The 23,700-nt window shown below is 62.6% G+C and carries 23 protein-coding genes; 12 read left to right on the forward strand and 11 right to left on the reverse strand.

What is annotated here, in order from left to right; all coding sequences use genetic code 11:
• The first annotated feature begins 90 nt into the window (after positions 1-90).
• Entirely contained in the window at positions 91-1,785 is a 1,695-nt protein-coding gene (locus H7R73_RS07595) for a pyridoxal phosphate-dependent decarboxylase family protein (protein ID WP_182951597.1), read from the forward strand.
• A 73-nt stretch (positions 1,786-1,858) separates the two neighbouring features.
• Here the strand turns inward: H7R73_RS07595 and H7R73_RS07600 are convergent, their stop codons facing one another.
• From H7R73_RS07600 to H7R73_RS07630, 7 genes are all read right to left on the reverse strand, one after another.
• Positions 1,859-2,221: a copper-binding protein gene (locus H7R73_RS07600; protein WP_041214815.1), complete on the reverse strand. Its 363-nt coding sequence runs from the start codon at positions 2,219-2,221 to the stop codon at positions 1,859-1,861.
• Between the two features lie 46 nt (positions 2,222-2,267).
• Positions 2,268-5,390 (reverse strand): efflux RND transporter permease subunit, encoded by a 3,123-nt coding sequence (locus tag H7R73_RS07605; RefSeq protein ID WP_182951598.1) that lies wholly within the window; start codon positions 5,388-5,390, stop codon positions 2,268-2,270.
• Between the two features lie 73 nt (positions 5,391-5,463).
• Positions 5,464-6,996, reverse strand: coding sequence for an efflux RND transporter periplasmic adaptor subunit (locus H7R73_RS07610; protein WP_182951599.1), 1,533 nt, complete (start codon positions 6,994-6,996; stop codon positions 5,464-5,466).
• 285 nt (positions 6,997-7,281) lie between these two features.
• Positions 7,282-7,770 carry a hypothetical protein gene (locus H7R73_RS07615; RefSeq protein WP_103260475.1) on the reverse strand — a complete coding sequence of 163 codons (489 nt, stop codon included), beginning with the start codon at positions 7,768-7,770 and terminating at the stop codon, positions 7,282-7,284.
• 183 nt (positions 7,771-7,953) lie between these two features.
• On the reverse strand, positions 7,954-8,760 hold the full coding sequence (gene xthA, locus H7R73_RS07620) for an exodeoxyribonuclease III (RefSeq protein ID WP_010673667.1): 807 nt from the start codon (positions 8,758-8,760) through the stop codon (positions 7,954-7,956).
• 252 nt (positions 8,761-9,012) lie between these two features.
• A complete protein-coding gene (locus tag H7R73_RS07625; protein WP_103260474.1) occupies positions 9,013-9,975 on the reverse strand; it encodes an ion channel in 963 nt (320 codons plus the stop codon).
• A gap of 60 nt (positions 9,976-10,035) precedes the next feature.
• Positions 10,036-11,682, reverse strand: a complete 1,647-nt coding sequence (locus tag H7R73_RS07630; protein WP_042014219.1) for a response regulator — start codon at positions 11,680-11,682, stop codon at positions 10,036-10,038.
• Between the two features lie 269 nt (positions 11,683-11,951).
• Here H7R73_RS07630 and H7R73_RS07635 point away from each other — a divergent pair, with 269 nt between their 5' ends.
• Complete coding sequence (locus H7R73_RS07635) at positions 11,952-12,377, forward strand: Hsp20/alpha crystallin family protein (RefSeq protein ID WP_103260473.1); 426 nt, start codon at positions 11,952-11,954, stop codon at positions 12,375-12,377.
• A gap of 41 nt (positions 12,378-12,418) precedes the next feature.
• On the opposite strand, the gene H7R73_RS07640 is transcribed toward H7R73_RS07635, so the two are convergent.
• Positions 12,419-13,462, reverse strand: coding sequence for an FAD:protein FMN transferase (locus H7R73_RS07640; protein ID WP_103260472.1), 1,044 nt, complete (start codon positions 13,460-13,462; stop codon positions 12,419-12,421).
• A 299-nt stretch (positions 13,463-13,761) separates the two neighbouring features.
• Here H7R73_RS07640 and azu point away from each other — a divergent pair, with 299 nt between their 5' ends.
• Together azu and H7R73_RS07650 are read left to right on the forward strand one after the other, a co-directional pair.
• Entirely contained in the window at positions 13,762-14,202 is a 441-nt protein-coding gene (azu, locus tag H7R73_RS07645; RefSeq protein WP_041213229.1) for an azurin, read from the forward strand.
• A gap of 181 nt (positions 14,203-14,383) precedes the next feature.
• Positions 14,384-14,587, forward strand: coding sequence for a hypothetical protein (locus tag H7R73_RS07650; RefSeq protein ID WP_039039209.1), 204 nt, complete (start codon positions 14,384-14,386; stop codon positions 14,585-14,587).
• Here H7R73_RS07650 and H7R73_RS07655 read toward each other — a convergent pair.
• Positions 14,584-15,153, reverse strand: a complete 570-nt coding sequence (locus tag H7R73_RS07655; protein ID WP_103261164.1) for a HutD family protein — start codon at positions 15,151-15,153, stop codon at positions 14,584-14,586. The two genes, H7R73_RS07650 and H7R73_RS07655, sit on opposite strands and share 4 nt — an antisense overlap.
• Positions 15,154-15,281: 128 nt before the next feature.
• A complete protein-coding gene (locus tag H7R73_RS07660; RefSeq protein WP_050498310.1) occupies positions 15,282-15,704 on the reverse strand; it encodes a MarR family winged helix-turn-helix transcriptional regulator in 423 nt (140 codons plus the stop codon).
• Positions 15,705-15,785: 81 nt separating this feature from the next.
• Here H7R73_RS07660 and H7R73_RS07665 point away from each other — a divergent pair, with 81 nt between their 5' ends.
• The 3 genes from H7R73_RS07665 (at position 15,786) to H7R73_RS07675 (ending at position 17,614) form a co-directional block, all read left to right on the forward strand.
• On the forward strand, positions 15,786-16,085 hold the full coding sequence (locus H7R73_RS07665; RefSeq protein WP_103260471.1) for a DUF3861 domain-containing protein: 300 nt from the start codon (positions 15,786-15,788) through the stop codon (positions 16,083-16,085).
• Between the two features lie 132 nt (positions 16,086-16,217).
• Positions 16,218-17,189: a nucleoside hydrolase gene (locus H7R73_RS07670; RefSeq protein WP_103260470.1), complete on the forward strand. Its 972-nt coding sequence runs from the start codon at positions 16,218-16,220 to the stop codon at positions 17,187-17,189.
• A gap of 95 nt (positions 17,190-17,284) precedes the next feature.
• On the forward strand, positions 17,285-17,614 hold the full coding sequence (locus H7R73_RS07675) for a DUF3634 family protein (RefSeq protein WP_042881649.1): 330 nt from the start codon (positions 17,285-17,287) through the stop codon (positions 17,612-17,614).
• A gap of 90 nt (positions 17,615-17,704) precedes the next feature.
• Here H7R73_RS07675 and H7R73_RS07680 read toward each other — a convergent pair whose 3' ends face one another.
• Positions 17,705-18,613, reverse strand: coding sequence for a LysR family transcriptional regulator (locus H7R73_RS07680; RefSeq protein WP_041214823.1), 909 nt, complete (start codon positions 18,611-18,613; stop codon positions 17,705-17,707).
• A 119-nt stretch (positions 18,614-18,732) separates the two neighbouring features.
• Here H7R73_RS07680 and H7R73_RS07685 point away from each other — a divergent pair, with 119 nt between their 5' ends.
• The 5 genes from H7R73_RS07685 to H7R73_RS07705 all read left to right on the forward strand — a co-directional run bounded on the left by H7R73_RS07685 (position 18,733) and on the right by H7R73_RS07705 (position 23,697).
• A complete protein-coding gene (locus tag H7R73_RS07685; RefSeq protein ID WP_103260469.1) occupies positions 18,733-19,176 on the forward strand; it encodes a carboxymuconolactone decarboxylase family protein in 444 nt (147 codons plus the stop codon).
• Between the two features lie 506 nt (positions 19,177-19,682).
• A complete protein-coding gene (gene cyoA / locus H7R73_RS07690; protein WP_080767819.1) occupies positions 19,683-20,771 on the forward strand; it encodes a cytochrome o ubiquinol oxidase subunit II in 1,089 nt (362 codons plus the stop codon).
• Between the two features lie 3 nt (positions 20,772-20,774).
• Positions 20,775-22,751: a cytochrome o ubiquinol oxidase subunit I gene (cyoB, locus tag H7R73_RS07695; protein WP_103260468.1), complete on the forward strand. Its 1,977-nt coding sequence runs from the start codon at positions 20,775-20,777 to the stop codon at positions 22,749-22,751.
• Complete coding sequence (locus H7R73_RS07700) at positions 22,672-23,367, forward strand: cytochrome o ubiquinol oxidase subunit III (RefSeq protein ID WP_080560441.1); 696 nt, start codon at positions 22,672-22,674, stop codon at positions 23,365-23,367. Before cyoB ends, H7R73_RS07700 begins: the two co-directional genes overlap by 80 nt.
• On the forward strand, positions 23,368-23,697 hold the full coding sequence (locus tag H7R73_RS07705) for a cytochrome o ubiquinol oxidase subunit IV (RefSeq protein WP_010673684.1): 330 nt from the start codon (positions 23,368-23,370) through the stop codon (positions 23,695-23,697).
• The last annotated feature ends 3 nt before the right edge of the window (positions 23,698-23,700 follow it).

Genomic DNA, 23,700 nt, shown 5'->3' on the forward strand with positions numbered 1-23,700 from the left:
AAGTAGGGCAGACCATTAGTTATTGTCTCTGTTGATAGAGGTGTCACTGGAGTATAAAAACCGCACCTCAGCAGTATCAATGGTATAAAAATGAATCACTTGGTCTATCTGAAAGATGAGGGCGTCAACGCCGTCTCCCCCGAATTCGCCCGCCGTTTTGCCACCGTCAAAGCCCACTTCTTCTCACGCAACCCCGACCTCTGGCCGGTGTTTCGCGAGCCCGGTTTTGCCACCCTCAACGAGTTTCGCGCCCGCGGACTGGCGCCGGATGCGCGGCTCAATGCCTGGCCCGATGGTCGCGCCCGTCTGGCCGATCTCTGCGAAACCATGCCGGTGCCAGCCACCATGCGCACGCCGGGGGAGCCCATGGCGGAGCTGCTGTTTGCCGGCGCCTTGTCAAAGGATTGGGAAAACCCCTCCAGCGTCGAGAACGTCATCACCATGTCGGCGGATCCCGCCATCTATGGCGCCCAGATGGGCATTCTCGCCAACCCCAACCTGGTCTACTCCGAATACGCCGGGGTGGCGGAGGAGCTGGAGAAGAAGGTGGTGCGCCAGATAGCGCTGCTGGCGGGTTACGACCCGGCCCGCGCCACCGGCATCTTCACCCAGGGGGGGACGTTTTGTAACCTCTACGGCTACCTGCTCGGCATCCGCAAGAGCCTGCCACAGGCCAAGCACAAGGGGCTCGGCCACTATCAGGACTACCGCATCATCAACTCCCAGGGTGGCCACTACTCCAACATCACCAACCTCTCCCTGCTCGGGGTGGACATCGAAAACAAGACCATCCGCATCCAGGTGGGCGAGAACAACGACATCGATCTCGACCACCTCGAGCGTACCCTGACCGCCTGCTTTGCCCTTCATCACGTGGTGCCCACCATCATGCTCACCATGGGCACCACCGACACCTTCGGGGTGGATCAGGTCAAACCCGTGGTCGAGCTGCGGGACAGGCTGTGCGAGCGGTTCGAGGTGGCGGTCAAGCCCCACATCCACGTGGACGCCGCCATCGGCTGGTCGATGATCTTCTTCCTGGATTACGACTTCGTCGCCAACCCGCTGGCCATCAACGCCGCGACGCTCGCGGGGATCGAGCGCAACGTGAGCCGATTCGCCGAGCTCAAATACGCCGACTCCTTCACCGTGGACTTCCAGAAGTGGGGCTATGTGCCCTACACCTCCAGCCTGGTGATGATAAAAGAGCAGAGCGATCTCAAGGCGATGGAGAATGACCCGGAGAACTTCTCCTACTTCGAGCGGGACATCCAGGGTCAGACCCACCTGCAATCCACCATCGAGTGCTCCCGTGGGGCGAGCGGCCTGTTCGGTGCCTATGCGGCCCTCAACTACCTGGGGGTGGAGGGGTATCGCACCGTGCTTGCCCACTGCCTGCAAAACGCCAACTACTTCCGCTTCCGGTTAAGCCAGCTCGGCAACGTCAAGCTGGTGGCCCAGGAGAACCAGGGGCCCAGTGTCGGCTTCAAGATCTACAACCCAGAGTGGGTACAGGACCCCGAGGCCGAGTTCGCCTTCGAGCTGGCCCGCTCCAGCGATCCCGCCTACAAGGCGCGCCTGCAGCGCAACACCGACTACCATCGCAGCCTGTTCAAGGGACGCGGCAAAGTAGGGCTCTACACCAACTGGGTGGAGGCGGTAGCGCACTCGGACTACGACGAGCGCGGCAAGTACTCCTATATCGCCGGGGAGAAGGCGGTCTTCATGAACCCGGCCTGCACCCGCGAGCAGATCGACGCCTTTATCGCGCATATTCGTGGCTGAAGAGCTGCATCTTGTGATGTCATAAATAAAAACGGCGGAATAATCCCGCCGTTTTTATGGCTCAAGGCAGTGGTTACCGTTTCTGGATAGCGGTCACGGTGAGCTTGCCGGCCGGGTTTTCGGCGTGAAAGCGCACCGCATCCCCCACTTTCAGATCCTTGAGCAGTGCGGGATCGGCCACCCGAAACACCATGGTCATCGCCGGCATCTTGAGGTTCGCGATGGCCTCGTGCTTGATGCCGACCTTGCCGTTGGCCGCGTCGATGCGGCTGATGACCCCCTTGGTCATCATGATGTCGCCCATCTCGCTCATGCCCTCCATTTGCCCCATCTGGCTCATGTCGTGGCCCTGATGGTTCATCATCTCGGCAGCCTGCAGGCCGGTGTGGGTGGCAAGGCCGAGCAGCAATGTCAGGGTCAGCGTCTTGTAGTTCATGGTGTTTTCCTTCAATCGTTCAGTCGAAAAGGGTTGGGAAATCGGGTCATTCGGATTGTTGATAAGCAGGCAGGTTGCGGCTGCGCCACAGGTAATAGGCCGCAGGCAGTACCAGCAGGGTCAGCACCAGCGCGCTCACCATGCCGCCAATCATGGGGGCGGCGATGCGCTGCATCACCTCGGAGCCGGTGCCGTGGCTCCACATGATGGGCAGAAGGCCTGCGATGATGGTCACCACCGTCATCATCTTGGGGCGCAGGCGCAGGGCGGCGCCGTGGATCACCGCCCGGTGCAGGCCCGCCTGGTCCGGCTTGCCGCTGGCCACGAGGTCATCCCAGGCGTGGTTGAGGTAGACCAGCATCAGGACGCCGGTCTCCACCGACACCCCCGCCAGGGCGATAAAGCCCACCCCGACCGCCACCGAGAGGTTGAAGTCGAGCAGCCAGAGGGTCCAGATCCCGCCCACCACCGCCAGCGGCAAGGTGGTGAGAATGAGCAGCACCTCCTGGAAGCGGCGAAACGCCAGATAGAGCAGCAGCACGATGATGGCGACGGTCAATGGCACCACGTAGGCGAGGCGTGCCTTGGCCCGCTCCATGTACTCGTACTGCCCGGACCAGGTGAGGGCGTAGCCCGCCGGCAGCACCAGCTGTTTGTCCACCTCGGCCTTGGCCTCATCGACGAAGGAGCCGATATCGCGGCCGCGAATATCGACGTAGACCCAGCCGTTGAGGCGCGCGTTTTCACTGCGCAGCATGGGCGCCTCGTCGCTGATGTAGACCCGCGCCACGTCCGCCAGGGCGATCCGCTCACCCTTGGGGGTGACCAGGGGCAGCAGTTCGAGGCTGGCCACCGAATCGCGATAGCTCTGGGGATAGCGCAGGTTGATGGGATAACGCTCGCGCCCCTCGATGGTCTGACCCACCTCCATGCCGCCCACCGCGGTGGCGAGCACCGCCTGCACGTCAGCGATATTGAGGCCGTAACGGGCCGCTTTCAGCCGGTCGATGTCCACCTTCACATAGCGGCCGCCCGCTACCCGCTCGGCGTAGACCGATGAGGCGCCCTCCACCTTGCCGACGATCTGTTCCAGCTGCTGGCCGAGCTGCTGGATCACCTTGAGATCGGGCCCCGCAATCTTGATGCCCACCGGGGTCTTGATGCCGGTGGCCAGCATGTCGATGCGGGTCTTGATGGGGGGCACCCAGGCGTTGGTGAGACCGGGGAAGCGGATGAGGGAGTCGAGCTCTTCTTTGAGCTTTTCCGGGGTCATGCCGGGGCGCCATTGGTCGCGTGGCTTGAGCTGGATGCTGGTCTCCATCATCACCAGGTCGGCGGGGTCGGTGGCCGATTCGGCGCGCCCCGCCTTGCCGAACACGTTCTGCACCTCGGGCACGGTGCGAATGAGCTTGTCGGTCTGCTGTAAAATCTCTCGCGCCTTGCCCACCGAGATATTTGCTGCTGTGGTGGGCATATACATGATGTCCCCCTCATCGAGCGGCGGAATAAACTCGGAACCCAGGTACTTGAGCGGCCAGAAGCCCGCCACCGTCACCACGGCGGCGATGGCCAGGGTGGTTTTCGGGCGGGCCAGGACGGCCTTGAGCAAAGGCACATAGCCCTGGCTCAGCCAGCGGTTGAGCGGGTTGGCCTGCTCCGCCAGCACCTTGCCGCGGATGAAGTAGCCCATGATCACCGGCACCAGGGTGATGGCGAGCCCGGCCGCGGCCGCCATGGCGTAGGTCTTGGTGTAGGCGAGGGGGTGGAACATCCGCCCCTCCTGCGCCTCCAGCGCAAACACCGGCAGGAAGCTGATGGTGATGATCAGCAGGGAGAAGAAGATGGCGGGGCCCACCTCTATGCTCGCCTCGGTGATGATGCGCCAGCGGTTCTTGTCGGTGAGCGTCTCCCGCTCCATATGCTTGTGGACGTTCTCGATCATCACGATGGCGCCATCCACCATGGCGCCGATGGCGATGGCGATGCCGCCGAGGGACATGATGTTGGCGTTGATCCCCTGCAGGTGCATCACGATAAAGGCGGTCAGGATGGCGATGGGCAAGGAGATGACCACCACCAGGGATGAGCGAAGGTGGAACAGGAAGCCGAGGCAGACCAGCACCACCACCGCGAACTCCTCCACCAGCTTGCCGGAGAGGTTGTCGATGGCGCGCTGGATAAGGTCGGAGCGATCGTAGACTGTGACCACCTCCACCCCCTCCGGCAGACTGCTTTTCAGCTGGGCGAGTCGCGCCTTGACCCCGTCGATGGTGTGCTGGGCATTCTCGCCGTAACGCATGACGATGATGCCGCCCACCACTTCCCCTTCGCCGTTGAGCTCGGCCAGACCGCGCCGGCTCTGGGGCCCGGTGACCACATCCGCTACGTCGCCCAGCAGCAGCGGGGCACCGCGCACAGTGGTACCGAGGGGTATCTGTTTTAAGTCCTCCACGCTTTTCAGATAGCCATTCGAGCGCACCATATACTCCGCTTCCGCCATCTCGATGACGGAGGCGCCGGTCTCCTGGTTGCCCTGCTTGATGGCGGTCTCGATAAGGGAGAGCGGAATGCCGTAGGCGCGCAGCTTGTCCGGGTCGACCCGCACCTGATACTGGCGCACCATGCCGCCCACGGTGGCGACTTCGGAGACCCCATCTACCGTCTGCAACTCGTACTTGAGGAACCAGTTTTGCAGCGAGGTGAGCTCGCTCAGGTCATACTTGCCGGTTCTGTCCACCAGCGCGTACTGATAGACCCAGCCCACCCCGGTGGCATCGGGGCCGAGCTGGGGGCGGGCGGAGGCGGGCAGGTTGGGTGCGACCTGGCTCAAATACTCCAGCACCCGGGCGCGGGCCCAGTAGAGGTCGGTGCTGTCGTCAAACAGCACATAGACGAAGGAGTCACCGAAGAAGGAGTAGCCGCGCACCGTGGTCGCCCCCGGCACCGCCAGCATGGCGGTGGTGAGCGGGTAGGTCACCTGATCCTCCACCACCTGAGGCGCCTGGCCCGGGTAGGCCGTCTTGATGATCACCTGCACGTCGGAGAGATCCGGCAGGGCGTCCACCGGAGTCTGCTTCACCGACCAGAGTCCCCAGGCGGTGAGCATGAGGGTCAATAGCAGCACCAGAAAGCGGTTGCCGATGGACCAGCGAATGATTGACGGGATCATGATTGGGCTCCTTGCTCATTGGGTGCAGAGAGCTGAGCCTGTTTGTTGGCAACGTAGCGAATGATGGCAGGGATCATGACTTCTTCTCCATCTCGGGCATCGCCATCTGATGCTGGCTATGGTCCATGCCTTCCATCTTGCCCATCTCATCTGCCACAGGCTTGGCGTCGCCGTCAGTAGCGGGTGACTTCTCCTGATGGATAGTGGTGATGCGGTACTCATCACCCTCCTGCATCACTTGCAGATGGAGGGTCTGCCCCTCGGCCAGCTTGCTGATATCGACCCCATCTGCCACGGTGAACTCCATCTCCATGGCGGGCCACTGCCACTCGGGGATGGGCTGGTGGGAGACCATCAGGGTACGGTTGGCCAGATCGATGCTTTCAACCTCCCCCTGGGTCCACACCTGGGCGGGGCGTACCGCCGTCATGCGCTGGAAGTCAGAATCGATGGCCGATTCCGAGTCGAGCAGGAACTGGGCCGAGCTGACGATGTTATCCCCAGCCTCTACCCCTGCCTTGATGGCCACCTTGTCGCCAAACTGGGGGCCCAGAGTGACGGCGACCGACTTGAAGTTGCCATCCCCCAGCGCCAGCACCAGCCGGTCCTGGCTGCCGGTGCGGATCACCGCTTCGCTCGGCACCACCAATTGCGGCTCTCCCTTGCCCGCCTGAATGGTCACCTTGGCGAACATATTGGGTTTCAGGAACTCGTCCGGGTTGGCAAAGCGCAGCCGTACCTTGAGAGTACGGGTGGTGGCATCCAGAGTCGGGTAGAGGTAATCGACCCGGCCCTGCCAGTGGCGGCCGGGGGCATAGTCGAGGGTCATGGTGACCGGATCGCCTACCTTCAGCTGGGCCGCCTGACGCTCGAACACCTCGGCACTCACCCACACCTGCTTGAGGGTACTGATGTTAAAGAGCGCCGCGGCGGGCTCCACATACTGGCCTTCGCGTACCTTCAGCTCGGAGACATAGCCGCTGCTGGGGGCATAGATGCGCACCGTCTCCTGCACCTGACGGGTGCGTTTGAGGGCCGCTATCTGATCCGCCGGTACCTGCAGGGACTTGAGCTTGCCTTCGGCGGCGCGCAGCAACAGAGGGTTGCTGGTGTTGAGGGCGAGCAGATACTCGTGCTGGGCGTTGACCAGATCCGGGGCATAGAGCTCGTAGATAAGGCTTCCCTTGCTCACCTGCTGTCCCTCGCTCTTGATGGCGAGGGTGCGGACCCAGCCCGCCATGCGGGCGTTGACCGCCTCCAGCCTGTCCTCGTCATAGCCGACGTAGCCCACCGTCTCGATCTGCTGGTGGATGGGGAGCTTCTCCACCTTGGCGAGCCGCACCCCAAGATTCTGCTGGATCTCGGGGCTGATGGTGACTGTGCCCGGTGAGCCGCCCTGTTTTTCCTCATAGACGGGGATAAAGTCCATCCCCATGTTGTCCTTGGCTGGGCCGTCGCGCTTGTCGCGGGGATCCATGGGGTTGACCCAGTAGAGCGGCGTCTTCTCTTTGGCGGCGGGGCCTGCACCGGTCTGTTTGGCGGCCCAGTAGCCGCCACCGGCGCCGAGGGCGAGCAGCAGGGCGGACATCAACAGCGTCTTGTTCATGACAAGCCTCCGACGCACAGGAGGCGAAGGGGGGACTGGCACGGCCGCGTGCAGGCAGACCGGATAACGGGGGTGGATGACATGATATCTCTTCTCTTCTGTCAGGCCGCCTGTGTGGTGGTGTGCGCGGGCAGGGCATCACCACGAGGCGGCAAACGGGGCGTTGCTGACGAGTCAGCGAACGCACGGCTCCCTGTTACTGGCGGGGCCAGTCGTCACAGGGTCAGGCAAGGCGGCAGAAAACGGGCAAGCCGAGGCTTGTCGCTGCCGCGAGAGAAGCGCTTTCTAGTGGCGCAGCACCGACAACATCAGGTGTCGGCGTGGCCAGGAGGGAGGGTGGGTGCCGCGGGATCGCAGGAAGGGATCCCGCAACCAGTTGTCCAGCAGGGGGGCGACGCGCCACGAAGGGAACAACAGCAGGGGAAGCAGCAGTGACAGCAGCAGGCCGAGCAGGGGCGGCGCACTGGTGGCGCCGAAGACGCCGCTCTGCATCTGGCACTCCTCCCCGGGCGGGGCCGCCTCACTCTGGGGGCCGCCGTGGCAGGAGAGGGAGGCTGTGTCGGCCTGGTGCATGGCGGTGTGCTGCATCGGCTCGCTCTGGTGCCGTCCATGAGACAAGGGGAGCTGCGCCGGAGTCAGGATGGATGCGGATGCACTGCTTGGCAGGGCGGTGGCCGCCCCATGCCAGCCGATGCACAGGGTGAGATTGCAGACGAGCATCAGCCCCAGCAACAGCCGGGCGATGAACGTGGTGGGCAATCTCGATGAGAGCATGGGTGGTTTCCCTGTGACGGATGGGCCGAATCTAAACCTTGCCGAAAGGAGAAGGTCAAGGCCTGGCAAGCGCCGTCTGCCTGGGAATTGACATGGATTAAGAAAGGGCGGGGCAGTGAACAAAAAAAGCCCCCGCATGGGCGGGGGCAGGTTCTTTTGGCGAGGGCTAGCCTGGCGTGGGGATCAGGCGAAGCAGGTCCAGATGGGGGCGTGATCCGATGGCTTGTCGATGCCGCGCAGCTCGTAGTCGATGCCGGTCTCGGTCACTTTGTCCTTGAGGGCGTCGGAGGCCATGATGAGGTCGATGCGCAGGCCCCGGTTCTCGTCAAAGCCCCTGGAGCGGTAGTCGAACCAGGAGAAGCGCTCGCACTCGGTGGGGTTGGCGGCGCGGAAGGTGTCGGTGAGTCCGAACCCCTTGAGCCGCTCCATCCATTCCCGCTCGATGGGCAGGAAGGAGCACTTGCCATCCCGCAGCCAGCGCTTGCGGTTCGCCTCGCCGATGCCGATGTCGAGATCCGTGGGGGAGATGTTCATATCCCCGATCAGCGCTATCTGGTCGTCCGGGGTGTGGTGGGTCTCGAGGTAGTGCTGCAGGTCTTCATAGAACTTCTGCTTGGCCGGGAACTTGGTCTCGTGATCCTGGCTCTCCCCCTGGGGGAAGTAGCCGTTCATCACCTTGATGACGGAGCCGTCTTCCCGCTTGAAGCTGGCCATGATCATGCGGCGCTGGGCATCTTCCGGATCGGTGGGGAAGCCCTTTTGCACCTCGATGGGAGCCTGCTTGCTCATGATGGCGACCCCGTAGTGCCCCTTCTGGCCGTGGAAGACCACGTGGTAGCCCATGGCCTCCACGTCCGCGACCGGGAAGGCTTCGTCGTGCACCTTGATCTCCTGCAGGCCGATCACGTCCGGCTGGTGCTTGTCGATAAGGGCTTGCAACTGATGAAGACGGGCGCGCAGGCCATTGATATTGAAAGAGATGATCTTCATGTTCGGGGTGCTCATGTCGTTTTTGTTCGTCGCTTATTGGACTAGGAATCCGCGATGGATGCAAGTTCGGTGGCTGTGACTGGCGCAGCGGCTCGGGAATCTGTTCACGATCTGTCGCGAGAGTCTGTCAGCAAGGTGACGCGCAGCAGAGGAACCTGAGCGCATATGTATACATGGGAGCGCCTGGCGACACATAAGCGAGCTGCACATGAGCCTTGGAAGCAGCCTCCCAGCAGGATCGTGGACAGGTTTCTAGCGGGTCATCTTCTTGACAAACACCACCACGAACAGCGCCAGCGTGAAGCTGCCGGTAAAGGCTTCGAAGGCGGCGAAGATCCGCGACAACCCCACCGGGGTGAAGTCCCCATACCCCAGCGTGGTGAAGGTCACCACGCTGTAGTAGAGGCACTCCATCAGGAAGATGGCGTTCTGCTCCAGGGGGGCGTCCGGGCGATAGATGAGGTGGGTGCCCGCGAAGTTGAGGCCGCAGAAGAAGTAAAAAATGCTGCAGATGACGATGAGCAGCAGGGAGAAGAGCACCACCCGCATCGGGGCCTCGCCGTAGCCGCAGAAGAGATCCACTATCCAGGAGGCGAAGCGGCGGTAGGACCAGAACGGCATCTGCAGGCGGCGCATGGTGAGCTCCTGCTGGATGTAGCGACCGGACATGGTGAAGATGCCCTGGGCCTCCGAGGCCTTGCGCAGATCCCGGTAGGTTTCCTCCGCCTCCTTGAACCAGACGCGGGCCTGCGCCGGGTCCCGCTCGCGGCGCCCCTTTCTGTCCTGCATCAGCCGCTTGCCCGTCTCCAGGTTGTCGAGGCGGGTGTTCTTCCAGCGGATGCCGAGCAGGTTGACGTCGTCGAGGGTAGCGCAGTGGAGGTTCGCTTCGCTCAGATCGGCCTTCATCAGGCTGCCGCCCTTGATGCGAATGCCGAAGAGATGGGCCCCCCGCAGGTTGGCGCGATAGAGGTTGCACTGCTCCAGCAAGAATCCCTCCGGACCCTGCCTGTTCACCAGGTTGAGATCCGCCAGCTCGGCGCGGGCCAGTTGCAGGCCGTGGCACAGGCCTCCCTGGCGCACATAGCGCTCCAGCGCCTGGGCGGTATCAGGGGTGTTGTGGGCCGCAGCGGGGTCGTGCCAGCGGCAGAGATCATGATCCCCTGCCTCTTCGGTGCAGTGGCGGCCATCGGCCACCAGGTATCGGCACATTGCCATGGTGTTGCCCCTCCCTTCCCTGAGTCAGTATCAGCATAGGTGAGGGGAGGAGGGGGGATATCAGCTGTGCTGATGATATTCCTGGCGCAGCTTGCGAAAACGTTCCTGCTGGGCGGGGTTGAGGGGGATGCCCTCCAGCACCTCCAGGGTCTCCTTGCACTCGGCGCCAAACTCCGGGCTCTTGCGGTTCTTCTGCATGAGTTGCAGCAGCACCTGGATCTTGTTGAGGGCGGCGCCGGTATTGGCGGGCGCCCGGCGCAGGGCCTCGCGAAAGTGGCCGAGGGCCTGCTCCAGCTCCCCGGCCTGATAGGCCTTGATGCCCAGATCGTTGAGCTGCTGATAGCGCTGGCGCCGCTCCTGCACCGTCTTGTCATCCCGGGTCACCTGGATGCAGGTGGTGAGCAGCCGATCCTCATCCTCCGCCAGCAGGGATTGCAGGCTCTCGGCGTACTCGAACTCCCCGAGCTGATAGAGGGCGAGTATGGTCTCGCCAAGGAGGGCCGGAGGCATGGTGGCGGGCTCGTCCAGCCAGTTCTGGTTGGCGCGATAGAGCATCTTCTTGCCCTTTAGCAGCTCCCCCAGGGCGATGCGCACCCGGGCCTGGCAGATCTGCTCGAACACCGGGTAGTTGAACTCCGACATCATCAGGGAGTCGCGGATGCGCGACAGGGCGGAGTTCACCTGCTTTTGCAGGTTGGCGATGTGGTAGCCGTCGTTGCTGTTGAGGGCGTAGAGAGTGAGGGTCTGGATATAGGCCCCGAGATAATGCGGCGTGCGGTGGATCGAGTTGCGCGACAAGTCGATGAGGGCGAGCAGCACGTCCTTGGCCTGGGCGTAGTCGTGCCGTTGCAGGCACACCTCCGCCAGACGGCGGGAGAGCTGCACCGACTGAGGAGAGATGTCCACCGCCCGGCGCAGCTCCTGCTGGGCCTGTTCGTCATTGCCCAGCGCCAGCAGGGACTCCGCGAGCCAGAGGTAGGCCTCCACCATCAGGGGTGTGTGTTTCAGGGTGGCTTGCAGGTGGCTCACCGCCTCCTCATGCAGACCCAGGGTATGGCACGCCTTGCCCAGGGTGAGGCGAGCCCAGCTGTTCTCCTGCCCTGCCAGCAGCTGGCGCATCAGGCTGCGGGCCTCCTTGGCCTGGCCCAGCTTGAGCTGGGTGTCGGCCTGCAGGCAGCGGCAGAAGTTGGCAAAGCGGGGCACGGCGTCCGCCTGTTTGGCACAGGCCTCCACCAGGGCGGGCAGATCGTCCCGGGTGAGGGCGCTGAAGACGCTCTCCAGTGCCTGGCGACGGGCGAGGGCGCGTTTGAGGCGAAACGAGAACTGCTCCTGGGAGAAGGGCTTCATCAGGTATTCGTCGGGCTCGGCTTCCAGCGCGCTCAGCACCATGGCGCGGGAGCCGTCGCTGCTGACCATGATCACCACGCTCTGGGGCGGAATGAGTTGCTGATCCCGCAGGCTTTCCAGCAACTGGCGGCCGTTCTCGCCCGCCCCCAGCTCATAGTCGAGCAGATAGATGTCGAAGCTCTCTTTCTGGCAGCGGCGGCGCGCCTCGTCGGCGGAGTTGGTGTAGGTGATGCGGTTGATGCCGATGTTGATCAGCATCGCCTTCATCATCATCTGGAAGGAACGCTGTTCGTTGACCAGCAGGATGCGCTTGGGCTTGGGCTGGGGTTTCTTCTCGGGTACGGAGTCCGGTGTCTGCATCTGTCTGGCATCAAGGCGCTACGGGCTGGTGGGAGAAGTGTGCCACCAAAGTCCGCAGGCAGGCAATTGCACATGGGGAGGGGCCCCGGTTTTTCCCGCAGACCTTGGGTGAAAAAAAGGTGTCTTGCCTTTGATCCCGGTCAAGGGAAGGCGAGTTGGCACTGGCAGGCGCCGTCCCGGTTTTTAGACTTGAAGAGCGTCAGCATGAGGGAGGCGGCAGAGGGCAGGGTGCCCGTCTGCTCCCTTACCCGCTCACAAGGAGGGATCAGATGAGTTTGCTACCGAGTCGCACCAGCCTGTTTGATGACCTGTTCCACGACATGGCCTCCGGCTTCTACATCCGCCCCCTGCACGGGGACCCGTTGCCCAGCCAGATCAAGCTGGATCTGCGGGAGAGCGGGAATGACTACCTGCTGCAGGCGGAATTGCCCGGGGTGGCGAAGGAGGACATCCACGTGGACGTGCACGGCAAGCTGGTGACCCTGAAGGCGGAGATCCGCCAGTTTGACAGCCAGAACAAGGATGAACGGGCCCTGCGCAGCGAGCGCTACTATGGCAGCGTGTCGCGCAGCGTCGAGCTGCCGGTGGAGGTGTCGCCAGAGCAGGTGAGCGCCCGCTTTGACAACGGCATCCTCACCCTGCGCCTGCCCAAGCAGGCGGCCAGCCCCGCGCCCCACCGCATCCCCATCGAATAGGCGGTCAGTGAACGAGGCCCCGCACTGCGGGGCCTCGTCATTCAGGGCTGCTTGCGCACCAGATAGGGGGCAAACTCGGGGGTGTGGCTGGCGGCAAAGCCCGTGGCGGTCTTCTCGATGAGATAGACCGCCAGCTTGTGCTCCCTGGCAAAGGCCATCGCCCGCTCGGGGCCCATCACCATGAGGGCGGTGTCGAGGGCATCGGCCTCCAGGGCCGTGGGGGTGATGACGGTGGCGGAGACCAGCTTGTGGGTCACGGGCTCGCCGGTGACGGGATCGATGATGTGGGAGTAGCGCTTGCCGTCGAGCTCGTAATAGTTGCGATAGCTGCCGGCGGTGCTCACCGCCATGCCGTTCGGGGTCACCACATCCTCGATGGCGCCCGGTCTGTCCGAGGGCTCGACGATGGCCACCCGCCAGGGATTGCCCTTGTCGTTGTGCCCCTTGCTGCGCACCGCCCCCGCCACCTCGATGAGGTAGTTGTGGACCCCTTTTTGTTCCAGCAGCCCGGCTATCTCGTCGGAGGCCGCCCCCTCGCCCAGGGTGGAGAGATCCAGATAGAGGTCTGGGATGGCCTTGCCGAGCAGGAAGTGATCCCCCTCGGGGGTCAGGGTGAGCTTGTCGATGCCGACCCGCTCCCGCGCCTTGGCGATCTGCTCTGCGCTGGGCCGCCTGACCGGGCGCTTGTCCGGCCCGAAGCCCCAGAGGTTGACCAGGGGGCCCACGGTGACATCGAGAACCCCCCGGGTGAGGTGCCCGGCGTCAATGCCCTGTTGCACAATCTTCGCCATGGTGGCCGGGATGACCTGGGGGGGCTGCCCCGTTCCCTGATTGAAGCGGGAGATGAGGGAGCCCGGATCATAGGTGGAGATCTCCTTGTTCAGGCGTGCCAGCAGTGCCTCCACCTCCTGATGCAGTGCCCCCTGTCCGCCGGGGAAGGGGTCGCTCAGGGTTACCGCATAATAGGTGCCCATGGTATTGCCCTGGATGCGGGTCTGGGTCGGGGCCGGTTGGCAGGCGCCAAGCAGCAGGATCAGGGAGAGCAGCAGGGTGCGCGTCAGCGCAGGCGCAAAGGGGAACTTCATCTCTCATTCTCGCGGGAGTCATCGACGGGGGAGCAGCTTAGCCAACGGCTGCGGTGTTGGCGAGTGGCCGTGGGCGGGAAGGCCGCAAATAATTAAGCCAGACGGGGATGTGATCAACCCGCTTTGGGCCCGGGGTCGGGAGAAAAGAAGTGACCGGGCCCGCAGGCTGGCCCAAAAGCGGTCGTCCTTCGGTGACATTTGAATACAATGAAGATCGATCCTGACAGCATCTTTGCGGGTCGCGCCCACGGGGGCGAGATGCCTGTGCTGTCATCCTTCGTCAATCAAAGGAGAAAATGATGAAAAAGGTGTTAACCCTGCTGCTTCTTGGCTCCCTCGCCACCCCTGTCCTGGCCGACGAGTGCGCACTGGTGATCGAAGGCAATGACGCCATGCAGTACAACCAGACCGCGATGAGCGTGCCGGCCACCTGCAAGGAGGTGACGGTGACCCTCAATCACACGGGCAAGCTGCCGGTGGCCAACATGGGCCACAACTGGGTGCTGGCCAACACCGCCGACTATCAGGCTATCGCCACCGCCGGCATGAGCGCCGGGGTCGATCACGACTACCTGCCCAAGGATGACCCCAGGATCCTGGCCCACACCAAGTTGGTGGGGGGCGGCGAGAGCACCAGCGTCACCTTCAAGACCGACGGCCTGGCGGGCAAGGATCTCACCTTCTTCTGCTCCTTCCCGGGCCACTTCGCCCTGATGAAGGGCAGCTTCAAGGTGGGGTAGTGCCAAGGGGCGTGTCGCCGCCAGCACAAGCAAAAGCCGGGAGGGTCCCGGCTTTTTTGTCTTCGCTTGCGCTGCGTCGCAGTGCTTTCATGATCTGGTCTGGGGTGGCAAGGAGATGAGCGGCGTAGAATAGGCCGCAAATGGGCCAGTGGCCCGCCTACGCCCCTTCGGAAAAGAGAGCATGAACGCAGTGAAATGGATGCTTGGCTGTTGCCTGATGCTGCTGTGTGCCATCGCGCTGGCCGCCGAGCCCCCGGTGAAGAAGAGCCGGAGCGGCATTTGTCACCCCAAGGGCGGCACCTACTACAGCCGCACCAGGCACTATACCCCCTATGACACCATGCAGGCCTGCCTCGACAGCGGGGGCCGAGCCCCCCGGCGTTAAACGGCGGCCTGCTTGGGCTGCAGGGTAAAGAAGGCGAGGGTGGTCTTCTTCCCGCACTCGAAGCGGATGCTCTCCTCCCCCTGTACCACCAGGGTCTCGCCCGGTGCGACCTGCTGTCCCTGCACGGTGAGCTGGCCTTCCAGCAGGTGGCAGAGGTAGCACTTGTCCACCTCCAGGGTGAGGCTGAGGGGGAAGGGCAGGTTCAGCACCCGCACGTTGGCGCTGATGCGCGCGGGGTGGTAGATGAGCCCGAGATCCGTCACCTCTTTTTTCAGCAGCTCGCAGCGGGTCTCGTCATCCCCGCTGAAGTGGGCCGCCTCGAAGGTGGCGTAGGGGTGGCCGTTGAGCACGAAACCGGCACCGCTGACGGGCAGCAGGATGCGTTGGTAGCCGGGAAAGCGGGAGAAACTCCCCGCTTCCTTGATGGGGGCCGAGCTCAGCCGGTAGTCAAAGTCGAGCTTGTCCAGGGTCGAACCAGGGGGGGAGATCAGGATCTGGGCTGTGGTGCCCTGCCTGTTCTTCCAGGGCATTTTCAACTGGTCGGACTCTTTAATCAGGGTGATCACGATGGCGCCTCGGCGGGAAGGGGAGAGTGGGGCCAGTGATACCATCTCCGGGAGTGGCTCACAAGGCGCCGCCAGCGCAGGCCGCGCTGGTTGGCCACAAATCAGGCAGCGGGCCCCTGACGCTGACCCTAATCGGTCGACTCAAGCCCTTTTTCTATCTTGTCCAGCAGTTGCTGCAACTGCGCTATCTCCGCCGGCGTCAGCAGGGAACACAGCCGTTCGTCGAGCCGTGCGGCCTCCTGCTCCCCCTGGTTGACCCGCTCGCAGGCCAGCGGGGTCAAGGCCAGACAGATGCTGCGTCTGTCAGTGGGATGGGGCCTCTTCTCGATGAGCCCCTGTTTCTCCATCTCCTGCAGCAGGCGCGTCACCTGCGCCTTGTCGCGGCCCGACCGCTGCGCAATGAGCTGCGGCGTGGCGGGATCCAGCGCATGGATCAGTTGCAGCACCTTGTAATGGAGGGGGCTAAGGGCGATCTGCTGTGCCCGGAAATGCTGCGTCATGGCGATTTTGTACTGATCGAGGATCCGGAAGAGGCGGTTTGACAACTTCATGGTTGATAAAGTCAACTTAAAAGGGTTTAATTGATTTTATCAACCATATGGGCAAAAGCCCAGCCCGAGAGGAGATGAAAGATGCCACACAGCTATCGTGTACAGGTCCAGGCGCTGGAGCGCGAGGTGCCCCCGTTGCAGTTCGACTGCCAGAATCACGACGACATCTTTGCCATCCTGGCGCTCAGCAAGGGGAAGCTGCCCATGTCGGAGCAGGAACATCAGGCGTTTATCGTCGGGTTGAAGCTGTTTGGCGAAGTCATGATGCAGCATCGCAAAGAGGAGCTGTTCAAGGGGTTTCTCCCCCATTTCAAGCAATTCATGGGGCAACTGAAACGCACCGCCAGGGGAGAGGAGGCGGTGGTCGCCCCTTCCGAGTGACTCCTGCCCTGACCCCAAGGGCGAGTGGTCCCGCCAGGATGCCTGATGCAAAGGAAACCCCGAGGTTGTGATCCCGGTGCTGTCAAAGCGGCGACGGCCCGCTACACTGGCCTCTCGTTTCACGGAGGACCCATGACCCACAAGATCATTCTGGATACCGATCCCGGCATCGACGATGCCATGGCCATTCTGTTTGCCGAGGCGCACCCCGCCATCGAATTGCTCGCCATCACCACTGTGTTTGGCAATGCCACCATCGAAAACGGCACCCGCAACACCCTCTGGCTCAAGCAAAAATATGGCATGAAGGCGGACGTGGCCCGGGGCGCCGCCGCGCCGCTGCTACGCGAGCCCGTGGGCCCGACCACTGTGGTGCACGGCCCGAGCGGGTTTGGCGACGTCCAGGCGGGGGAGGTGACCCTCATCCCGGATCCCCGCCCGGCCTGGCAATACATCGTCGAGACGGTGAAGGCCCACCCCGGCGAGATCACGCTAGTGACCATCGGGCCCCTCACCAACCTGGCGCTGGCGCTCGAGGCGGCCCCCGAGGTAGCCGCCCTGGTGAAAGAAGTGGTCGTGATGGGCGGCGCCTTTGGCGTCAACGGCCATCGCGGCAACGTGACCCCCTATGCCGAGGCCAATATTCACGACGATCCCGATGCGGCGGACCGGGTCTTCACCGCCCCCTGGCCCCTGGTGATCATCGGGCTCGACGTCACCCAGCAGAGCATCTTCACCGCCGACTATCTGGATGCCCTGCGGGATGATGCGGGGGAGCCGGGCCGCTTCCTGTGGGATGTCAGCCGCTTCTACCTGCGCTTCTATTCCGAGCGCATCGGCATGGCGGGGTGCCATGTGCACGATCCCTCCGCCATCGCCTATGTGATCGATCCTGCGCTGTTCACCCTGCGCAAGGGGCCGGTGCGGGTCATCACCGAGGGGCCCGCCATCGGCCATACCCTGCAAAAGTTTGACGACACCCGTCATCCCCATGACGAGTGGGCCCACTGCCCGGCCCAGCAGGTCGGGGTCGCGGTGCGGGATCAGGCCCTGCTCGCCCTCTATCGGGATACCCTGGTGGGCTGGGGCAAGGGGCGCCGATAAGGCCCGGCAGTGAGTGAAAGCGTGATGGCGGCCGGGTCATGGTGAGGCGCCCCCGGTTATACTGGCGAACATCGGGTTGACGGGAGGAAGACGCAATGGCCTGGTTGTCTCTGTTGGTGGCGATAGCCCTGATCGGGTGGTTGATGACGCTGGGGCGCGGTGCCCTGTTCGAGGTCCGGCTCGCGCCGGGCAAGGTGGTGGTGAAGCGGGGCTCGGTGCCGCCGCGCTTTGTGACCCAGGCGACCCAGATCCTGCACCATGAGGCGGTGCGCGGGCGCATTCTGGGCCTGCGGGACGGCAACGGGGTGAGGCTGGTCTTCTCCCGCTCCATCCCCGAGCCCGTGGCCCAGCGCCTGCGCAACATCTTCCCCTACGGGGATTACCGGGGGCTCTCCCCGAGCCCTGACGGGCGAAAATCACGCTGAGCGGTCGCCGTGGCGACCCTCATTTCCAGACGCCGGGCCCTGTGCCCGGCGTCTGCGTTTTCAGCGCTTCGCCAGGAGGCCCTGTTGCGGTCAGCGCGGCCCTTGCAGGGGCCTGATCGCCTCGACCAGAAAGTCGATGAAGGCGCGGGTCTGGGGTTTGAGGAAGCGGCCGCCACGAAACACCGCGTGGATCTCGTCCTGGCGATCCTCGTAGGGGGAGGCGAGCCACTCTGGCAGCAGCGGCAGCAGGGTGCCCTCGTCGATGCTTTGCTGCACCATCCAGCTCGACAGCAGCAGCACGCCGCACCCCGCGAGGGCGGCGCAGAGCAGGGGCGTGCCCCCGACCGAGGCAAGGTTGCCCTGCACCGCCACCTTCTCGCGCTCCGTGCCCTGCTGGAAGTACCAGTGCTGGCGTTGGCGCCCATGGCCGCGAATGAGGCAGTTGTGGTGGGCCAGCTCGGCGGGATGGGCGGGTTCGCCATGGCGGGCCAGATAGGCGGGGGAGGCGACCAGCAGCGAGCGGTTGGTGAGCAGATGGCGAGTGTGCAGGCTGCTGTCGGCGGGCTTGCCGATGCGCACCGCCACGTCCACGTTCTCGGCATCGAGATCCACCATGCGGTTGTCCAGCGCAACCTCCAGGCGCACCCCGGGGTAGCGGGCGAGGAAGTCGGGCAGGCGGGGAGAGAGCCAGGACGCGCCGAAGCTCTCGAACACCGAGACCCGCAGCGGCCCCTCTGGCGTCACCGAGAGGGGTTGCAGGGATTGCACCAGCTGATCCGCCTCCTCCAGCAGGGGCAGGGAGCGGGCGAGAAAATAGGCGCCCTGCTCGGTCAGCACCAGTTGGCGGGTGCTGCGCTTGAAGAGCGGGATCCCGAGCTGCTGCTCCAGGGCGTCGATGGCACGGGTCACGGAGGAGGGGGCCTGGTTGAGGGCGCGGGCGGCACGGGAGAAACTGCCCGATTCCACCACCTGGGCCAGGATGCGGATGCGATCCAGCATGGATTCACCTTTGCGATAAACGCAAAACTGTTGCAGGTTATGACGATATTCTAATCAACAATGAAAAAGTGAACAATCAGCTCACCGCCCCATCCGGGGTCCATCACCGGAGTCTTGCCATGTCACACCGTATCCAGCTCGCCAACCAGGTGCCCGCCGCCGTCTCGGCCATGATGGGCCTTGAGTCCTACCTCGGGGGCACCGACATTCCCCTGTCGCTCAAGGAGCTCATCAAGCTGCGCGCCTCCATGATCAACGGCTGCGCCTACTGCATCGAGATGCACGCCGACGTGGCGATGAAGCACGGGGAGAGTGCCCAGCGTCTGCTGGCGCTGGCCGCCTGGCAGGAGTCGCCGCTGTTCGACGCCCGGGAGCGGGCGGTGCTGGCCCTGACCGACGAGGTGACCCTGATCGCCGACAAGGGGCTCACGACGCAGACCTATGAGGCGGCGCTGGCCCAACTGGGGGAAACCCTGCTGGCCCAGTGTCTGGTGCAGGTGGTCACCATCAACGCCTGGAACCGGATCGCCGTGGCGACCCGGATGGAACACAATCACTCCTGACTCCGACTCCGAGGGAGGGAGAGAAAACGATTGTCAACGGGCCCGCACAAGGGCCCGTTTTGTTACGAAGTGTGCCTTCTGGCGTCAGGGGTTGCGACCGTTGTCGGGGGGCGGGAAGTTAATCATACATTCGTTTGATTAATTATTTTTTTAATCTTCCCCGAAAAACACACATCCAGATCAAGGTGTGGAAAAATGACCTGTGAGTCGAAAAGGGGCTGTATGGCTCTTTTTTGATCGCAATGGCGGGTTAAAAACAGACCAGATGGATCTTTTTGGTTAATTGGTGGTCACTTTTGGTGGCGCGAGAGATTAACGGAAGATGAATTGCCGCGGTGTAGCTTGAATAAATTGGTCATTGTCAAGTGATTAACATCTGATACCGCTTTCCATCACCTTTTGAACATTTTTGGGATTAATTTTTCATGTTGTTCACATGCCGGTCTGATGCAATAAAATGCTGCATTTTTTTATACCAATAAGCCTTCAAAAGATGAGGACATTGCATGAGACTCTTTGATGTGAAGAGGGGCTTGGGCGCTTTGCTGCTGCTCGCGACCGCCAGCTTGCTGAGTGGCTGCGACATGGCACTGATGAGCCCCAAGGGGCAGGTCGGTATGGAGCAGAAGTCACTGATACTCACCGCACTCGGCTTGATGCTGATCGTGGTGGTGCCCGTGATTGTCATGGCGGTGGCGTTCGCCTACAAATACCGGGCGTCCAACACCAGTGCCACCTATGCGCCGGACTGGGCCCACTCCAACAAGATTGAGGCAGTCGTCTGGACTGTACCCGTCATCATCATCGTCATCCTGGCGGTGATCACCTGGAAAACTTCCCACTCCCTCGACCCCTACAAGCCGCTGGAATCGGACGTCAAACCGGTTCAGGTGGATGTCATTTCTCTGGACTGGAAGTGGTTGTTCGTCTATCCGGAGCTGGGCATTGCGTCGGTCAACGAGCTGGCCTTCCCGGTCAACACCCCGGTCAACTTCCGGGTGACCTCCGACACCGTGATGAACTCCTTCTTCATCCCGCAACTGGGCGGCCAGATCTACGCCATGGCCGGCATGCAGACCAAGCTGCACCTGATTGCCAACGAAGCGGGCGAGTACAAGGGCATCTCCGGCGGTTACAGCGGTGCCGGTTTCTCCGGCATGAAGTTCAAGGCCATCGCGACCCAGGATCAAGCCGGTTTCGACGCCTGGGTAGCCAAGGTGAAGGCCTCTTCCAAGGCCCTGAGCACCATGGATGAGTTCAATGCCCTGGCCAAGAAGAGCGAAAACCACCCGGTGGAGTACTTCGCCAGCGCCGATCCCAAGCTGTTCGTCAACATCATCAACAAGTTCATGGGCGGCATGTCCCATGGTGGTCACGCCACCCCGGCTGCGGGCTCCGCGGATCACGAGGGCATGAACCACGAGGCCATGAACCATGACGCCGCCCCGAAAGCGGGTGCCATGGACCACGAAGGGATGAACCATGAGGCCTCGCAAGAGGACGCCATGGAGAACCAGGCCATGAACCATGACGCCCATGCCGGACACATGGCCATGTCGGCCGACAAGAGTGTGAAAGCAGGATCCGAGGAATAATCGATGTTTGGAAAATTGACACTCGAGGCTATTCCGTACCATGAACCCATCATCATGGTCACGATAGCCGGTATCATTTTGGGGGGCCTGGCCATCGCCGGTCTCATCACTTACTACGGCAAGTGGCAATATCTGTGGAAAGAGTGGCTGACCTCGGTCGACCACAAACGCCTCGGTATCATGTATCTCATTCTGGGCATGGTCATGCTGCTGCGTGGCTTTGCCGACGCCGTGCTGATGCGTGGCCAGCAGGTCATCGCCTCCGGGGGTGGCGAAGGCTACCTGAATGCGCACCACTACGACCAGATTTTCACCGCCCACGGCGTCATCATGATCTTCTTCGTGGCCATGCCGCTGGTGATCGGTCTGATGAACATCGTGGTGCCGCTGCAAATCGGTGCCCGTGATGTGGCCTTCCCCTTCCTGAACAACCTGAGCTTCTGGTTCACCGCCGCGGCCGTGGTGCTGATCAACGTCTCCCTCGGGGTCGGTGAATTCGCCCAGACCGGCTGGCTGGCCTATCCGCCCTTGTCGGGGCTGGAGTTCAGTCCCGGGGTCGGGGTCGATTACTGGATATGGAGTCTGCAGATTTCGGGTCTGGGGACCCTGCTGACCGGCGTGAACTTCTTCGCCACCATCATCCGCATGCGTGCCCCTGGCATGACCATGATGCGCCTGCCGGTCTTCACCTGGACCGCCCTGTGTGCCAACATCCTGATCATCGCCTCCTTCCCGATTCTGACCGTCACCATCGCCCTGCTCACCGCAGACCGCTACCTGGGTACCCATTTCTTTACCAATGACATGGGTGGCAACATGATGATGTACATCAACCTGATCTGGGCCTGGGGTCACCCCGAGGTGTACATCCTGGTGCTGCCGGTGTTCGGGATCTTCTCCGAAGTGGTGGCGACCTTCTGCAAGAAGAAGCTGTTCGGTTACACCTCCCTGGTGTGGGCAACCGTGGCGATCACCGTGCTGTCGTTCATCGTCTGGCTGCACCACTTCTTCACCATGGGGTCCGGCGCCAACGTGAATGCCTTCTTCGGCATCACCACCATGATCATCTCCATCCCGACCGGGGTGAAGATCTTCAACTGGCTGTTCACCATGTACCGCGGTCGCATCGAGTTCAGCTCGCCCATGCTGTGGACCGTCGGTTTCATCATCACCTTCACCGTGGGTGGCATGACCGGGGTACTGCTCTCCGTGCCGGCCGCCAACTTCGTGCTGCACAACAGCCTGTTCCTCATCGCCCACTTCCACAACGTCATCATCGGCGGCGTGGTGTTCGGCTGCTTCGCCGGTATCACCTACTGGTTCCCGAAAGCGTTCGGCTTCAAGCTGGATGACGTCTGGGGCAAGCGTGCTTTCTGGTGCTGGATCACCGGCTTCTTCGTGGCCTTCATGCCGCTCTACGTGCTGGGCTTCATGGGCATGACCCGTCGTGTCAGCCAGAACATCGATCCCGAGTTCCACGGCTGGCTGGTGGTCGCCGCCTGCGGCGCCGGTCTGATTGCCCTGGGCGTGCTGTGCCAGGTCATCCAGATCGTGGTCAGCATCCGCGACCGCGAGAAGAACCGCGACCTGACCGGCGATCCCTGGGGTGGCCGAACCCTGGAGTGGGCGACGTCCTCTCCGCCGCCGTTCTACAACTTCGCCATCGAGCCGAAGGTCACCGGTCTGGACGCCTTCTGGGAAGCCAAGGCTGACGGCAGCGCTTACAAGAAGCCTGCCCAGTATGCCCCCATCCACATGCCGAAGAACTCCGGTGCCGGTGTCATCATCGCCGCCTTCAGCGTGGTGTTCGGCTTTGCCATGATCTGGCACATCTGGTGGATGGCCATCGCCGGCTTCATCGGCATGATCGCCACCTGGATCATCCACAGCTTCAACGACGATGTGGACTACTACGTACAGGTTGACGAGATCGAGCGCATCGAAGGTCAGCATTTCGACAACATCAACAAGGTGGCTTAATTCCATGGCGACTGACGTACTACATCACTCTCACGGTGCCCATGAGGATGGGCACCACGATGCCGGTGCCACCAAGGTATTCGGTTTCTGGATCTACCTGATGAGTGACTGCATCCTGTTCGCGACCCTGTTCGCGACCTATGCGGTCCTGGTCAACGGCACTGCCGGCGGCCCCACCGGCAAGGACATCTTCGAACTGCCGTTCGTGTTCGCCGAAACCATGCTGCTGCTGCTGAGCTCCATCACCTTCGGGTTCGGCATGCTGGCCATGAACAAGAACAAGGTCGCGGCGGTCAACACCTGGCTGTTCGTCACCTTCCTGCTGGGTGCCGGCTTCATCGCGATGGAAATCTACGAGTTCCATCACCTGATCGTGCACGAGGCGGGCCCGGATCGCAGCGGCTTCCTCTCTGCCTTCTTCACCCTGGTGGGGACCCACGGTATCCACGTGACCAGCGGCCTGGTCTGGATCATCGTGATGATGGTGTCGATCACCAAGAAGGGGCTGACCGAGCGCAACCGCACTCGCCTGATGTGCCTGAGCCTGTTCTGGCACTTCCTCGACGTGGTATGGATCTGCGTCTTCACCGTGGTCTATCTGATGGGGGTCATGTAAATGAGTCATTCCGTTGACAATCACGGCGCCAGCCACGGCAGCGTCAAGTCCTACATGATCGGTTTCGTGCTGTCACTCATCCTGACCGCCGTGCCGTTCTGGATGGTGATGGACGGCTCCGCCTCCCACGCCGTGGTGCTCGGCACCGTGGTGGCCATGGCGGTGGTGCAGATCTTCGTACACCTGGTCTACTTCCTGCACATGAACACCTCCTCCGAGGAGCGCTGGAACCTGGTGGCACTGGTCTTTACCGTGCTCATCATCGCCATCGTGGTCGTGGGTTCCCTGTGGATCATGTACAACCTCAACATCAACATGATGGTTCACTGAGCG

This window comes from Aeromonas sp. WP2-W18-CRE-05 (assembly GCF_014168615.1).
GTDB classification, from domain to species: domain Bacteria; phylum Pseudomonadota; class Gammaproteobacteria; order Enterobacterales; family Aeromonadaceae; genus Aeromonas; species Aeromonas caviae.